The sequence below is a fragment of the Cohnella ginsengisoli genome (assembly GCF_029525555.1).
Taxonomy (GTDB): Bacteria; Bacillota; Bacilli; order Paenibacillales; family Paenibacillaceae; genus Cohnella; species Cohnella ginsengisoli.
Map to the genome: position 1 here is coordinate 1,699,949 of NZ_JAPDHZ010000003.1, position 16,081 is coordinate 1,716,029.

A 16,081-nucleotide genomic window follows, 5' to 3' on the forward strand; every position below is an offset into this window, starting at 1 on the left:
ACAAAAAGAACATCTCTTGCTTCTTAACGAAATTAACATTAAACTAAACTTACTAAACGGAACGAATGGAGACTCTCTTCATGAAGATGGAAGACATCGCCAGGCTCGCCGGCGTATCCAAAGCCGCCGTGTCGCTGGCGCTCAACGGGAAAGGGGGCATCGGTCCGGAAACGCGGGACCGGATCCTTCAAATCGCCAAGGAAAACGGCTACCAGCCCAAGTCGCGAACCGCGGCCCGCGAACCGCAGAGCGCCTCGATCACGTTCCTTGTGTTCGCCAACTCCGGCATCGTCTTGGAGCAATATTACCAGCAGCCCTTCTTCCGGGAGCTGATTCACTATATCGAGGAACGATGCCGCGCGAGCGGCTATTCCCTGCTGTTCTCCTCCGTAGACATGTCCGCGTTCGACGAAGGCATCCGGGCGATCGCCGAGGACAAGCGCGCCGACGGCGTCATTCTGCTGGGCACGAACTTGAACAAAGCGATGCTCGAACAGGTCGCCGATCGCTTGAACGCCCCGCTTGTCGTGCTGGACACCTGCTTCGAGACGCTCCCGATTCCTTTTATTCAGATTAACAACGTCATTGGTTCCTATCAGGCGGGTCAGCATCTGTGCGGGCTCGGTCACCGCGACATCGGCTACATCGCTTCCGATATTCGCATCCGCAACTTCGACGACCGCCGCGCCGGGTTCATGCAGGCGCTGCAGGAGCACGGGCGGGAGCTGTCGCCGGAGCATGTCTTCTCGGTAGCGCCCACCATCCTCGCTTCCCAGGACGCGCTGAAGAAGCGATTGTCCGCCTACCGGGAATCGCGGCAGCCGATGCCGACGGCCTTCTTCTGCGAATGCGACTACATCGCGATCAGCGCGATCAAATCGCTCGTCGAGCTGGGCTACCGCGTGCCGGAGGACGTCTCCGTGGTCGGCTTCGACAACATCTCCGAAGCGCTCATCGTGTCTCCCGAGCTTACGACCGTGCACGTAGAAAAGGAACGGATGGCCCGCCTCGCGGTCGACATGATCGTCGAAGCGATCGAATCCGACTCGCTCGTCGGCTCGAAGGTGCTCGTGGACACGCAATTGATCGCGAGAGGGTCCTCCCGCTCCCCGGATCCGGCAGCGCTCGTGGCGACGGCGCCATCGGACGCCGTTCGCTAATGACGCCGCGAACATAAGCAATACCGATAGAAAGATCGCCCGAAGCGAAAGGTACAGCCCCTGCGGAAACTAGGAGGCTGTACCTTTCTTGCTGCTTGAGTCGATCATGCGCGCACCGATCGACGCTACCGTCTACACCGTCGCTACAAGCTCACACCAGCCCCTGCCCGGTAACGTTGCTTTTCTCACTTACAGCCCACCTTGAGCCTCATTGTCCCGCTATAGCCGCGCTTTTCTCGCTTACAGCCACAACTCGGCTCAGTAACGTTGGTTTTCTCGCTTTCAGCCCGCCTTGATCTTCGGCATTAGCGCTATTTTTGATTTGATACCTTCATTTTGGATGACAAACGGGATACCTCAAATGGAGGTATCAAAACAAAAACGATGCTATGTATCCCTTCGCTCGCAGGCGATATACTGAGGGGCAGCATAAAGAAAACGCTATCAACCACTCGTTCGTTTAACGCTTCGCCGCCGATTGCCCCGTGATATACTTCGCTTTTTCGCTGCCCTACCTAGTACGGCATTTCGAGAAATTTTTCGACCGGATCAACGCCGTCGATCATGCGATATTTGCGCGCTTTGCGGCCCGTCGCCGGCATGGATTTGCATTGTCCGCACAGATGGGAAGAGTGGAACGACCATGTCTTTATCGTTAAAACGGGCACCGAGGCGGACCGCAGGATCGAGCGTTTCGGGCAAGCGCTGAGCGAGCTGTCGCGGGGATTGGACGGCGCACGGGACATCCCGTACGATCCGGCCTACGATATCGAGGGGGGGCGACGACTGGAACCAGCCGTATCCCACCTGCTCTTCGTTTATGATTCAGGAAAACGTGCCGATGGCTTTTTCGATCGAGATCCCTTACTTCGGTCTTGTCGGCGGGCAGTATACGACCAATTCCCTTCGGCGTCTGCGCGAACGCATGGCGCGGGCGTTATCGATTTATATTTGGGCGAATAACGAGGATAAGCGAGGCAGGAGCAGCAGTCGCAACGAATCGAATAGATCGCTTATACAGCTTCGTCCCATGACAAAGTTGTCTTTGCCGCGCCCCGCTATTATAATGAAAACATTATTATGAACGCGCGTTCACAAGAGAAGGGATGGATCGTTCGATGTATAACGTAAAAGGAAAATGGGCGCTGATTACGGGCGCGAGCCGCGGCGTCGGCTATCAGACGGCGATCTTCATGGCCCGGCAGGGCTGCAATCTGATCTTGCACAGCAGGAAGCCCGAGCATACGGCTTCCGTGGTCGAGGAGGTTCGTTCGCTCGGCATTGAAGCCTATGCCGTAAGCGCGGAGCTTGGTGCGACGGACGAAGTCGAAGCCATGCTGAACGAGATCGAAGCGAAGGGTACGCAGGTCGATATCGTGTTCAACAATGCCGCGGTACAGATCGCCTATCGGACGGACTACTGGCAGACGCCGGTCAGCGACTTCGAGCAGAGCTTAAGATCAACTTCATCTCGGCGGCGCTGATCTGCAACCGGCTGATCCCCAAGATGATCGAACGCGGCCATGGGCGCGTGATCAACACGACGAGCGGCATCCGCAACGAACCCGAGCAAGCCGGATACGCGGCGAGCAAAGCCGCGCTCGACAAGTTCACCAAGGATCTGGCCTCCAGGCTGGACGGGACGGACGTCGTCATCAGCCTGACCGATCCGGGCTGGTGCCGTACCGATCTGGGCGGGCCCCAGGCGCCCAACGCCGTGGAGTCCGTCATCCCGGGCATCTCCGTCGGCGCGTTCGTCGACGATCGGCGGAGCGGTCGCTTCCTGCATGCGCAGCTGTTCACGGGCATGACGCTCGAAGCGGCCGTCGCCAAGGCCGAGCAGATGGAAGCGACGCCGTACGCGATCTGATCCCATCGGCTTCGGCTTCGGCCCGCACAAACAGAGGACTGTCCCCTGTCATCTCGAATGACGGGACAGTCCTCTTGCTTATGCGCGTATTGCTGCCTGAATCGGTTCGCGAATATCCTTACCGCAACGATGCCAGCCGCGCCAGCAGCACGACCGCTTCGGCTCGCGTGATCGGGGCCAATGGATTGAACCTGTTAAGGCTTTGACCCTCTACAAGCCCCGCTTTCAATGCCGCATTAATATAGGGCAGCGCCCACTCGGCGATCGCGGCATCGTCGGCGAAGGAAGTGCGCTCCTTATTCGTTAAAGGCAATCGCGCGGCCCTTGCGATCAGCGCGGCCGTCTCGATTCGGCTCAATGGAGCGCCGGGTCGGAAGCTACGGTCCTGATAACCGCTGACGATGCCCGCTTCCTCGACAGCAGCCACGGCCTCGCTTGCCCATGCCGGAATATCGCCCTGATCTTCGAAGCTCGATGAGTGGCCTCCCGGCAATGCCAGTACGCGATTCAGCAGCACTGCGAATTCCGCACGCGTGACCGGTAGGTTCGGCCGGAACGTGCCGTCGGGATAGCCGGCGATGATTCCCTTGGCGACGGCGCTCTCGATCTCCTGCTCGGCCCAGTGCCCGGCGATGTCGGTCGGCACCGGAATCGGCGGCTCAGAAGTCGGTTCGTCGTCCACGAGAATAACGGCAAATTTGGTGAAATGATCCGTCTCGCCTGCCAAAGTGCCTCCGGAATGCTTACCTCCGATGGCCGTCCATTTTGCCTGGGTTTCGTCATAATAAACCAATGCCGGATGTTGATCGTCGGCCCAGGAATGGCTCTTGACGTTCAGTCGCAGGCGCACGGGAACGTCGAACTTGCCCGGCGTATCCTTCAGCAATTCATAGACGTCGGACAAGATCAATTGACCGGGTTGGAGCAAGCTCTTTGCTTCTTCCGTCACCTTTTTTAAGCGTGACGTTGGTCGCTTGCTTGATCGCATCCGCAGGGACGTACAGCTCCAGCCCCTCGATCGATAGCGTATACTCGCGTCCGGGAACGAGATAATACGACGCCTGATTCACAACCGGGTTCGAATAAGGAACGTTTGTCACCGGAGAATCGATGATATTGTCTATAACAAGCGATTGTACCTGCCTGTTCCCTGCCGAATCCGCCGCAAACACGGTATAGTTGCCGTTCGCGCTCACATGGAACAAGCCAGAGGACGGAACGTCGGTCCCGACGTCCGGGTCATCGAAGTCAGCTGTGGCTAACGAACCAGCCGCCCACTTCAACGCTTCTATTTTATTGCCCGCCGCATCGTCCGCGACGGCTGCCGACACCGTGATGTCGACCCCGTCCGCGGCAGCTGACTTTGGCGTGTAGTCCAGCGCAATGGTTGGCGCCTTATTCACGATATTCGCGATGGCAATCTCCTCGACCCGTTCGTTGCCGGCTTCGTCTATGGCGTAGACCGTGTAAGTGCCGTTATCCGCGGCTTCGAACGTTCCGCCTGTCAAGGTCGTTCCCGCCCCGTCAAAATAAGATACGTTCCGGTTCCCCGCCGCCCATTTGACCGCGGCTATGTTCGTACCCGTTCCGTCCGTATCCACCGCGATCGTCACGGGACCGCCCACCGGCGCTGTCGTCGCAGGCGTCAACGCAATCTCGGGGAGCTCCCCGTCGATGACGATGCCGTTCGTATCCGGCAGCGGACTCGCCAGATCCAGGGACACGGGACTGCCTATTGTCGTCACGGACGAAGTTGAGGGGGCGACGAGCGCATCCCCCCAGTTGGATACCGGCCGCAGCGCGGTCGCCTTCTTGAACGGTATAGCGGAACTGCAGCTTGCGCGGATCGCCGCCGGACATGCCTTCATACGTAGCGGACAGACCTGCGCTGTTATCCAGCTCGATCGGCAGCTTCGGCGGCGCGGCGGAATCGACGTCGACGGGATAATCGTAGGCGACCACAAAATTCAGTTCGTCGCCTATGCCGTAGATGTCGTCCGGCGGAACGGATATAACGGCCGCCGAAGGCGACGGCACGGCAAGCGTGAACCGGTACACGCCAATTTGCCCGTTGCCGCCCTTCACGACGATCTCGACCGGCTTGTCGCCCAGGTTCAAATCAACTTCGCGCGTATTGCCGTTAACGCCGTCGATATAGACGGTTTGCCCCACTGACGGCGTCACCGTGAACTCCGCTTGAGGAACCGGCGCTTCGAGCGCAATCGCGTAGATGCCTGTCGAGGCATTAAAAACGGAGGGCGTCATCGTCAGCATGGTACCGGGCGCCGCGACCGCGATGGCGGCCGGACTCACGCCTTGAAGGCTGGCATACGGCATCGGATAAGTCGTTCCTTCGACGATACCCCATCTTTTCCCGATGCCGAACGCCCACACCGATCCGCTATAGCCGGTATAGGTCGCTTGCTTCATCATGTCCCCCGTGCTATGCGGCGTGCCGCCGCCTGCCGAGGAAGCTTGCCCGCTGCGCTCACTGTCCCAGAATGCATGCGTCACCGATCCGGCTGCCGCTCCCGAGCCGATGAGCCCGCCGCCGCCGCTAACCGCCTGCACAGCGGCCGCAGCGTACGATTCGTTCAAGGAAGTCAGGGCATCCGCAGTACCGATGAGGCCGCCGACATCGCTTGCGCCGGAGATCTCCCCCTGGACGGATACGCCGTCTACAACCGTGTTCCCCGCGCGACCGATCAATCCGCCGACCTTGTCTGCGCCGGCAATATCCGCATTCACGATCGAGACATCGGAGATCTTCGCCCCGGACGTGACGCCGAACAAACCCTGTTCATCGGAAGCCGGACGATGGACGTTTACATTCGCGATCGTGTGGCCGTTCCCTTCGAATAAGCCTGTAAACGGCGATATCCCGCTGCCGATCGGCTTCCATCCGGCGGACGCGGAAAATACGGTCAAATCAATATCCGCTTCGAGTTCATAGCTGTCGTCCAGCTCGTAACCGACGGACGTATCTCCGATTTTGGACAACTGCTCCGCGGTCGCGATGCGATGCGGATATTGCGCGCTTCCGTCTTCCCGGTTGACGGTCAGCTTGTAGACCACGTTGAGCGCGGCCGGATCGTCAGCGTCGCTGACTTTGATCTCGAATATATTTGTTCCCGGATTCAGCGCTAGCGTCTCCGAATCTGTTTTTCCGTCTATCGAAACGATTGAACCCGCGGCGAGCGGCGATCCCGACACTTCCACCTGGTCGGTCTCGCTTCCCACCCGAACTTCGTAAATGCCGTAGTCGCCGGCAAAATCGCGATCCAGCTCCTGCGCCACGCCACCCGTATCCGTTACGTTCAGCGAGTCGAGCGCTACTTTCTTGTAATCGCTGTATTGAAGCGGATAGGCGGCGCCCTCCACCATGCCCCAGACCGGGTCGTTCGTACCGTTCCCGGTGAAGTCCCAGCCCGAATAGGTCGACCTTTGCAGCATCTGCGCGGTCGACTTGCCCGTGCCCGCCGCGGAAGCGGACTGCCCGCTTGTCTCCGTGTCCCAGTAGGCGGATGTCACCACTACAGGACCGTCTATCCGTCCGACCAGACCGCCGGCATTCGTGCCGGGATCGACGGCAGCGGTCGAATACGACCGGGCGATCGAACCTCGGGCGCCGTTGCCGGTACCGTAGCCGATCAATCCGCCGAAGCTATCGCCAGTTCCCGGTACGACAGCGACATGCCCGGCCATGTAGCTGTCGGAGATGTTTGACAGGCTGTTATAGCCAACCAAACCGCCTACAACTTCAACACCGGACACCGTGCCTTGAACGGAGGCGCGGCTAATAGAAGAACTATCCCAGAAGCCGGCTAACCCGCCAACATCGGAATGCCCCATCACGTTTACGTTCGTCAGATGCACGTTGGCAATCGTCGCATGGTCTGCGAAGCCGAATAACCCGACACTATTCATGCCAGGCCGATTGATCGTCAAATTCCGGATGGCAAAACCGTTGCCGTCGAAGCTGCCCGTAAATCCGCTTGCGTTGGTCCCGATCGGCTCCCAGCCGGCACCGGCACTATACACGGCCAGGTCGATATCCTGCATCAGCTTGTAATGACCTGCCAGGTCGTCGCGGACATGATACAAATCCGACGCGCTGTTAATCGGCGTCCAGACGGCGTCGGCGGCCCATGCATGCCGAAGCGTCCCCGCCGCATGGGACAGGACGGCCGAAGCCATTAAGAAAACCAGCATGATTGCGATCGCTTTGCGCTTCATTCTTCTTTCTCCTTTTATCTTCCGAATATAAAAGCGAACGGAGCGAGCCCTTCGGCTACCGAATTAGCTTCACCAGCCCCTCGATCAAAACCTGCGGGTCCGTTCCGCCGAACAACGCCGAGAAGATCGTATACCCTTCGTTGAAGGCGATCACTTGCATCGCGATCGGGCGCGGATCTTTTTCCTTCGCGATCCATCCCTTGTCCTGCAGCGACACGATCAAGCGTTCGATCCCCGCGATCCACCGGCGATATTTTTCTTTAAGCAGCCGCTGCATCGCTTCGTCCCGTTTGGTCTGCTGATAAAAATCGACGAGCGTCACGATCCAGTTGTCGATCCCCTTCATCAGCTCGCCAAGTCGCGCAAGCGTGAATCCGATCACTTCCTCAAGCGTGCAGTCGGAGGGGCTATACTCCCTGGGAATATCCCACCAGCCTTCCGTTACTTCGATCTGGAAGTCCAGTACGTGCATAAACAGCTGCTCTTTGCTTTGAAAATGACCGTAAAACGCCCCCTTCGTATGTCCGGTGCGCGATACGATGTCCGCCAACGTCGTAGACGCAAATCCCTTCTCCGCAAAGCAATGCCAGCCCGCTTCAACCAGCATCCGGTACGTCGCTTCTCTTTTTAACTGGAACTTGTTTTTTTTGCAAAACGGTCTCTCCCTTTTGCTTTCTTTGAATCATATACATTCCATAAGGTATATAAATTGATTTACTATTATTTACCACAAATAAGTATGCCGTATTTTGCCGAAAAGCGTCAAGATATAAGATAGCGAAAACCGCCGGAGCGGCCCGAAATCGGGCTGCCGCCGGCGGTCGGTCGGAAGCGGATCTAGCTTTCTGTTGAAGCTTAAGAAGGATTTCTAAGACGGGCGCTTAAGGCTCATACACGTTGAACTCGTAAATGCTCCACCACGGGGAGGCCGCGGCCGTCAGCACGACCTTGATATACTGGGCCGTCTGCACGGGGAAAGCGACGGTCTGCACGTTGCCGCTGCCCGTGCCGCTCGCGACTGCAGTGCCCCAGTTCGTGCCGTCGGAGGAGACGTATACTTCGTAAGCACGGGGATAATCGCTGCCGCCCGTAGAGTCCAGCGTGATCTTGTTGAACGTCTTGGCCCCACCCATGTTGACCTGATAGTACTGCCCGACCTGCTGCGCGGCGCTCGTCGCCCAGCGCGTCGACGCATTGCCGTCCAGCGCAGCAGCCGTCCCATAGGTGGCAGACGAAGCTGCCGCTGTCCAACCGGTCCTATTCAGCGCCGCGCCGCTCGAAGGCGTGGCCGATACCTGCGCGGAGTCCGCGCTCTCGCCGCCCGAACTAAGGGCGCTCACGACATAATAATACGTCGTCCCGTTCGCGACGGTCGTGTCGGCGTAGACGGCGCCGGTCACGCTCGTCGCGACGATGCTGTACGGGCCGCCGCTGACGGTGCCGCGCTTCACGTTATAGCCGGTCGCGCCGGCAGAAGCCGTCCAGCCCAGGTTGACCTTGCCGCTGCCGCCTGTCGCGGTAAGACCGGTCGGCGCTGCCAGCGGAACGGTGACGGATGCCTCGGCGGCGTTCGGCCCCGCCCCGGCCGCATTCGCGGCGGAGACAGTGTAATAGTAGGTCGCGCCCGCCGCTGCGGCATTGTCCGTATAGGCATTCGTCGTGAGGCCCGTGGCCAAGCTCGTATACGGACCTCCTGCGACGGTCGCGCGCTTCACCGTATAACTAGTTGCGCCGGACACGACGTTCCAGGCCAGCTGGACGTTGCCGCTAACCAAGCTGGCCGTAAGGCCGGTTGGCGCGGCAGGGGTCGCGCTGAGCTCGTCGGCGCCGATGTCGTAGGCCGAGCCGGACGGACGCGGCTGGCCGTCCATGTCCAGCGGCACGTCGGCCGGCAGCGCGAAGCCGGTATCGATCGCCGCCGAGGCGGTGGCCGCGTTCAGATGGTAATCGCCGGCGGCCGCGTTGACCAGCATGCTCGCGGTGCCGTTCGTAATATTGTTGCTGCTGGTAGCCGCGCCGCCGTCGCGGAGCTTCACCGCTTTGTCCATCAGGTTGTTGCGCACGTCGCCGCTGCTTCCTGCGAACCTGGACTCCACGGCGCCTACGCCCGACGGAACGCCAAGAATCGTGTTGTTGTAAACCTTGAAGCCGGAAGCCTTGTTCATATAGACGCCCGCGTCGGCCGTTCCGTACACGACATTGTTGCGCATGATGCCGCCGCGGTGCTCAAGCGACGTATCTCCGTTCCGGAAGTACTGCGGCGCGGTACCGCCGCCGCCGAACGACATGGCGATGAAGCTGTTCTGGAACACGTTGTTCTCGACGAGCGTGTCGATGGAATTGCCTTTGGCGAAGAAGGCATAGGCGACGCCGCCGCCGGACATTTTCGCGTTCTGGAAGGTGTTGCCCCGGATGATCCAGCCCTTGGCCGCGATCAGGTCTACCCCTTCCACGACGCTGCGCGTACCGCCCGTCGTGTAGCCGATCAAGGAGTTCTCGATCGTGCCGTAGTCCGCGTAAGGCAGATCCAGGCTGCCGCCCGAGGTCGACTTGAAGCCGCCTTCCCCGTTGTCCCAAGTCTTCAGATGATCGGCGCGGAAATAATCCGACCCCGAGTTCACCTGGATCGCATGGTAGTAAGAATCGCGGATCGTCATGTTTTTGAACGTCACATAGTCTGAGTCGTTGACCTTGAAGTTGATATCCATGCTCGAGGCGTCGATGCCCGGCCCGGCGACGACCGTGTCGTCGTAGTTCGAGGTCGCGCCCTGGATCGTAATGTTGTTTTTGCCGTTGATATTGATCGTCGCCGTCTGGCTGTAAGTCCCTGCGGCGAGGGTAATGACCCTGCCCTGCGCGGGCGCCTGGTCGATCGCCTGCTGCAGCTGGGACAGCGAAGCGACCGTCACGCTGTCCGGCGTCGGTGTCGCGGTCGTCGCGCTGACGGAGTTGGACAGGCCGCCGTAGTTGCCGCCGTCATCGTACGTCTTGACCGCGAAGTAATAGGTCGCGCCTGTCTGAAGCTGGTTGACCTGGTACTTCATCGTCTGGCCGGGACTCTTCTGCGCCAGCTCATCCTCCGCCTGCGTCGCCGCGGCCCACTGGGCCTCGGTCGTAATCGGCGAAGTCGAGTACCGGACGTCGTAGCCTTCCGCCAAGCCGTTGTTGCCATCGTTGCCCGGCGCCGTCCAGGTCAGCTGCACGCTGCGCGCGCCCGGGTTCGCCGCCTGCAGATCGGCGATCGCCGCAGGCGGCGTCGGATCGTTCGCCGCCGTCGTGACGGGCACGACGTTGGACAGGGCCGAGGCGTTGGACGCCTCGTCGAACGTCCGCATCGCGAAGAACAGCGACGCGCCCGCGGGCAGTCCGGTTACCGCCATCGTCTGCGTCGTGCCCGCGATCGCCGGAGCCGGCTCGTTCGTCAGCTGCACGGCATTGTTCCAGTTGTTTTCCGTGATGCTGGACGTGTAGTAGCGGATGTCATAGGAAGCGGCCGTACCGGTCGTGCCGTCGTCGCCCGGAGCGGTCCACGACAGGTTGGTCGACTTCCAGGTCGTACCGGACGCGGACAGATTCGCGATCGCGCCCGGGGCCGTCGCATCTCCGGGATTCGCGTACACCTCGAGCTCCACGGGGGTATTGACCAGATTCGTCTCCCCCGTGACTCTCACGTGCCCGTTGGCCCAGGACCTGACGTACCTGGCACTGACGGGCGTCGCCAGCGCGATGTTTTTGCCCGAGCCGTCGGTCGGCTCCTGGTAGGCCGCGTCGCTGCCCGCGCCGAGTCCCGCGCTGTTGTCCGCGTCGTTGTTGAAGACGGTCGTGACGCCGGATGCAAACGTCGGATCGTTGGAGATCTGCACGATGTGGTCGCGCCCCGTCCTGGCGATGCCCGAGACCCCGCCCCAGTCGTTCAGCACGTTGATGCGGCTGATCGCATAAGCCTGACCCAGATCTACCTGCACCCATTTGGGACCGTCGGCGACGCTGATCAGCGCGTACCCGCTCGAAGCTCGCGCGCCGTCCGTCACGACCGAGACCGAGCCGCTGGACACCGCGCCGTTCGTGGTGACCGCCTTGCCGCGCGCGACGTTGACGGTCGTCTCCAGGACGACTTGAACCACGTTGGAGAGAGCCGACTCGTTGTTCGCGTCGTCCCGCGTATTCATCGCGAAGTAGTACGTCGCGCCCGGCGTCAAGCCCAGCACGGTGAACTTCTGCGCGGTGCCCGCCGCCAGCGGCGAGGGCTCCCCGGTCACGGGCGTGGCGTTCGCCCAGTTCGACTCGGTGATCGGCGAAGCGGCGTACCGAACGTCGTATTCGCTTGCCGTCCGGACGTTGCCGTCGTCGCCTGGCGCCGTCCAGCTCAGTTCGACGCTGCTCAGCGTTTTATTGCCGGCCGCAAGATTGGCGATCGCCGCCGGCGCGACATCGTCCGTTTCGCTGATAAGCAAGTAAGGCTTGTTGTACGGATGCTCCGAGCTGTTCAGCTCCACTCTTGCCGCTTGAGCCTGCGGATCGCTAATTTTAAAAGTGACGATTTTGTCGGTCATCTGGCTGTTAATAAACGCCGTGACGTCGAATTCATACCAGCCCGGCTTGCTGAACTGGATCGATCCCAGCGGGACGGCGCCGGTCTCGTCGGCCAAGGTGAGCCTGTTGACCGTGCTTTCCGACCAGCTGTCGTTGATCAGTCCGGTGACGGCGAGCGCATGCGGCCGGCTTGGATTGTTCGGGATGTCCGATACGTACAGCTTCAAGACCGCGCGTTCGGCATGCGTCGCGGAATAACCGGTGAAGTCGGCCTTTAAATAACTCCAATACGTGCTGTTGCCGTTGTTCAGAATGATCAGCGATTGGCTTGTGCCGGATCTGTCGCCCGAGGCGGCCACATAGGCGTCGTCGGTCGGCGTGAATTCGGAACCCGACGCCGCAGGCGTGTTAACCTGTACGATGTTTGACAGCGGCGACACGTTGCCTTGGTCGTCCACCGTCTTCACGGCCGCATAAATGACGCTGCCTGCCGTGGGGCCCACGATCTTAACCGACTGCGAAGTCCCTGCGGCCGCAGGCAGCGGCGTCGCGTCCGCCTTCTGCGCGCTGCTCCAATTCGTTTCCGTGATCGGGGCATTCGCATAGCGAATGTCGTACGCATACGCGGTTCCCGTGTTGCCGTCGTCGCCCGCCGCCGTCCATGTCAACAGGAACGTACGGGACGTTATGTCGCTTGCCGTCAAATTGCCGATGGCGGCCGGCGGCGTCGTCTCGCTCGGCGCGAACTCGTCGGCGCCGACGTCGTACGCGCTGCCGTACGGACGGGCTTCGCCGTACATGTCGGTCGGCACGTCGGCCAGCGTCATGCCGACGTCTCTGGCTGCCATCCCGTTGAACGGATGCAGGCGATAGTCGCCGCCCGCCGGATCGACCAGCCAGCTTGCCGTCGCGCCCGTGATGTTGTTGCTCGCGACGGAGGTGCCGCCGTCGCGGTTTTTGACCGTGCCGGTCATCAGGTTGTTGCGCACCTCTCCGCTCGTGCCGGCGAACCGCGGCTCGATGGCGCCGACGCCGGATCCGGTGTTCAGGATCGTATTGTTGTACACCTTGTAGCCGTTGGCCTTGTTCAGGTAGACGCCCGTATCCGTAGCGCCGAAGACGACATTGTTGCGAATGATGCCGCCGCGATGCTCGTAGGTCTGATCCTGGTTGCGGAAAAAGGTCGCCCCCGTGCCGCCGCCGCCGAACGACAGGGCGACGAAGCTGCCTACGATCACGTTGTTCTCGAAGATCGTATCGATGGAATTCCCCTTGGCGAAAATGCCGTAGCCGCCGCCGTTATTCGACGTCTTGGCGTTCTCGACGCGATTGCCGCGCACGATCCAGCCCTTGGAGGCGATCAGGTCGACGCCTTCCACGACGCTGCGCATGCCGCTCGCGGTGTAGCCGATCAGCGAGTTCTCGATGATGCCGTAATCGGTGTACCCGCTGCCGCTGTTCAGGTCGAAGGTCGTCTTGAAGCCGCCTTCGCCGTTGTCCCAGGTTTTCAAGCCGTCGGCATGGAAGTACTTCGAGCCCAGATTGACCTGGATGGCATGATAATAGGAATCCTGAATCGTCATGTTCTTGAACGTGACATAATCGGAGTCGTTGACCTTAAAATTGATGTCGAGCGCGCTGTTGTTGATGCCGAGCCCCTTCACGACCGTCGCCGTGTAATTGCTGCCGGCGCCCCGGATCGTGATATTGTTCTTGCCCGTAATATTGATCGGCGTCGTCTGGTTATAGGTGCCCGCGGCCAGCGTGATGACGCGGCCGCCTGCCGGCGCGCCGTCGATCGCCGTCTGCAGGGCGGAGAGCGAGGAGACCGTGACGGCGTCGGCCGCCGGCGTCGCGATCGTGGCGCTCGCGGGATTGGACAGGCCCGATACGTTGCCTACGGCGTCCGTCGTCCGGACCGCGAAGTAATACGTAACGCCTGCGGTCAGCTCCGTCACCTTGAATTGCATAGGCGTGCCCGCCGTCGGCTGCGGCAGTTCGCCCTCCGCCTGCGTCGCCGACGCCCAGTTGGACGCAGTGATCGGCGAAGTCGAATAACGGACGTCGTAGCTGGCGGCTTTGCCGTTCGAGCCGTCGTCGCCCGGCGCCGTCCAGGTCAGCTTGACGGACTTGAACATCGCCTGGGTCGCCTGGAGGTTCGCGATGGCGGCCGGCGCGACCGTGTCCGCCGTCGGCGTGGTGATCGTCACGACGTTCGAGATCGGCGATTCGTTGACGAGATCCTTCGCTTTCAGCGCGAAGTAATAGGTCGTGCCCGGCGTCAGTCCGGTCACCGTGAACGACTCGGCCGAGCCGGCCGTCTTCGGCGCCGGAACGCCGGAGACAGGCGTCGCGGAGGACCAGTTGGACGAGGTGATCGCGCTCGTCGCGTAACGTAGGTCGTAAGCGACCGCCGTGCCCGTATTGCCGTCGCCGCCTGGCGCCGTCCAGGCGAGATCGGCGGACTGCCAGGAGACGAAGGTGCTCGCCAGGTTCGCCACCGCGGCGGGCGGCGAGCTGTCCTGGGGATCCGCGTACACTTCGAGCTCGACGGGCGTGTCGACGGTATTAACCGAGCCGTTGACCCGGACATGGCCGTTCGCCCAGTAGCGGACATAACGCGCGCCGACCGTGTCGGCGAGCAAGATGTCCTTGCCGCTGCCGTCGGCCGGCTCCATGTATTCGGCGTCCGTGCCGGCGCCTAGCCCGGCGCTGTTGTCGCCGTCGTTGTTGAACGCCGTGACGACGCCGCTCGCGAAGCTCGCGTCGTTGGACAGTTGGACGACGATGTCGCGGGCGTACCGATAGACGTCCGCGGAGGCGCCCCAATCGTTGCGAATATTGATCCGGGCGATGTCGTAGGTTTTGCCCAGATCGACTTGCACCCACTTCGGACCGTCGGCGACGCTATAGAGCAAATAAGCGTCGCGCGTCTTCACGCCGTCCGTCAAGGCCGGGAACGGCTGTCCGGTCGAGCTGGCTGCGTTCGACGTGACCGGCTTGCCGAGGGCGATGTTGGCGACCGGCAGGGTCGAGACTTGGACGGAGGAGGAGAGTGCCGATACCTGTCCCGAGCTGCCGACCGTCTTCATGGCGAAGTAAAACGGCGTGCCGGAGGACAGCCCCTTCACGATCATGCTCTGGGCGGTGGAAGCCGCTGCGGGGGACGGCTCGCCGGTCACCCGTTTGACGACGAGACCGTTGTCCCAGTTCGCGCTCGTAATGGGAGAGGTCGAGTAACGGATGTCATAGCCGCTGACGGCCGACGGTCCCGGACTCGTCCAGGACAAGCTCGCGCTGTTGACCGAGGCGCTGCCCGCCGTCAGGCCGACTGCGCTCGGCAGCGACGTATTCGTCGCGGGAACGGCGGCATACACTTCCACTTCGACAGGCGTATTGACGGTCTGGACCGAGTTGTTCGAGGACCGGACGTGTCCGTTCGCCCAGGAGCGGACGTACCGCGCATTCACGGGGGAAGAGAGCGTCACGGTCTTGCCGCTGCCGTCCGTCGGCTCCAGATAAGAAGCGTCGGTCCCTGCGCCCTGGCCGGCCGTGTTGTCCGTATCGTTGTTGAACACGGTCGTGACGCCGTTTGCAAACGAAGGGTCGTTGGACAGCTGGACGATGATGTCCCTGCCGGTCCGAGGCTCTGAAGGATTGAAGTCGTTCAATACGTTCACGCGCGTGACGTCGAACGATTCGCCGAGATCGAGCTGAACCCACTTGGGCCCGGCGGTTGCGTCGATCAGCAAGTAATTGGACGCCTGCCGGTCGCCGTCGACGAGCTTGGCGAGCGAGAGCGCGTTTTTGACGAGGCCGTTCGCGGTGACGGTCGCATGGCCGAGCGCGACGTTCGTCTCGACGGCGTCCGCGTGCGCGCGGGCGGCGGGGGAAAAGGTCAGAGGCGAGGAGATTAATGCGGCGACAAGCAGTGAAAGGCCTGACTTTTTTGACGATCGACAGCATTCGGACACATCCTTTTCATCGAATGGTCTTGCATGAAGCGTCGAATCCGATCTTGTCCTTCCCTTGCCGAACGTTCCTCAATTCCTCCTTTCCGTTGCCGATGCGGCATTCGTTGAAGCACCTTTCGCCCGCTTATCCTGCTAAGGCGCTTCTCCTTTAAAAGTGTCACATCCCCTTCCGTCGCACTACGAGCGTAAATTGTCTTATACTCGGTCATTTCCATACAATCTTCCAAACCTCCGTGCGGCGCCCGCTTGTTTATTTGAACGACCTGTCGAATAAGCATGGGGCAGATTAAAAACAAAAAAGATCGCAG

7 protein-coding genes and 1 pseudogene are annotated in these 16,081 nt (G+C 61.0%); 3 read left to right on the top strand and 5 right to left on the bottom strand.

Features of this window, described 5'->3' with window-relative positions; translation table 11 throughout:
* Window positions 1–80 precede the first annotated feature (80 nt).
* The 3 genes and pseudogenes from OMP38_RS18975 to OMP38_RS18985 form a co-directional block, all read left to right on the top strand.
* Window positions 81–1,160 carry a LacI family DNA-binding transcriptional regulator gene (locus tag OMP38_RS18975; protein ID WP_277566494.1) on the top strand — a complete coding sequence of 360 codons (1,080 nt, stop codon included), beginning with the start codon at window positions 81–83 and terminating at the stop codon, window positions 1,158–1,160.
* Window positions 1,161–1,724: 564 nt separating this feature from the next.
* On the top strand, window positions 1,725–2,123 hold the full coding sequence (locus OMP38_RS18980) for a hypothetical protein (RefSeq protein WP_277566495.1): 399 nt from the start codon (window positions 1,725–1,727) through the stop codon (window positions 2,121–2,123).
* Window positions 2,124–2,353: 230 nt separating this feature from the next.
* Window positions 2,354–2,802, top strand: a pseudogene (locus OMP38_RS18985) (SDR family NAD(P)-dependent oxidoreductase); the annotation flags it as partial.
* Between the two features lie 346 nt (window positions 2,803–3,148).
* Here OMP38_RS18985 and OMP38_RS18990 read toward each other — a convergent pair.
* The 5 genes from OMP38_RS18990 to OMP38_RS19010 all read right to left on the bottom strand — a co-directional run bounded on the left by OMP38_RS18990 (window position 3,149) and on the right by OMP38_RS19010 (window position 15,773).
* Window positions 3,149–3,958: an S-layer homology domain-containing protein gene (locus OMP38_RS18990; protein ID WP_277566496.1), complete on the bottom strand. Its 810-nt coding sequence runs from the start codon at window positions 3,956–3,958 to the stop codon at window positions 3,149–3,151.
* Window positions 3,918–4,643, bottom strand: coding sequence for a hypothetical protein (locus OMP38_RS18995; protein WP_277566497.1), 726 nt, complete (start codon window positions 4,641–4,643; stop codon window positions 3,918–3,920). Before OMP38_RS18995 ends, OMP38_RS18990 begins: the two co-directional genes overlap by 41 nt.
* Window positions 4,555–7,266, bottom strand: a complete 2,712-nt coding sequence (locus tag OMP38_RS19000; RefSeq protein ID WP_277566498.1) for a cadherin-like beta sandwich domain-containing protein — start codon at window positions 7,264–7,266, stop codon at window positions 4,555–4,557. Before OMP38_RS19000 ends, OMP38_RS18995 begins: the two co-directional genes overlap by 89 nt.
* A 55-nt stretch (window positions 7,267–7,321) precedes the next feature.
* The gene (locus OMP38_RS19005; RefSeq protein WP_277566499.1) at window positions 7,322–7,873 is read right to left on the bottom strand and encodes a TetR/AcrR family transcriptional regulator; all 552 of its coding nucleotides are present in this window, start codon (window positions 7,871–7,873) and stop codon (window positions 7,322–7,324) included.
* 274 nt (window positions 7,874–8,147) lie between these two features.
* Complete coding sequence (locus OMP38_RS19010; RefSeq protein WP_277566500.1) at window positions 8,148–15,773, bottom strand: fibronectin type III domain-containing protein; 7,626 nt, start codon at window positions 15,771–15,773, stop codon at window positions 8,148–8,150.
* Between the last annotated feature and the right edge of the window lie 308 nt (window positions 15,774–16,081).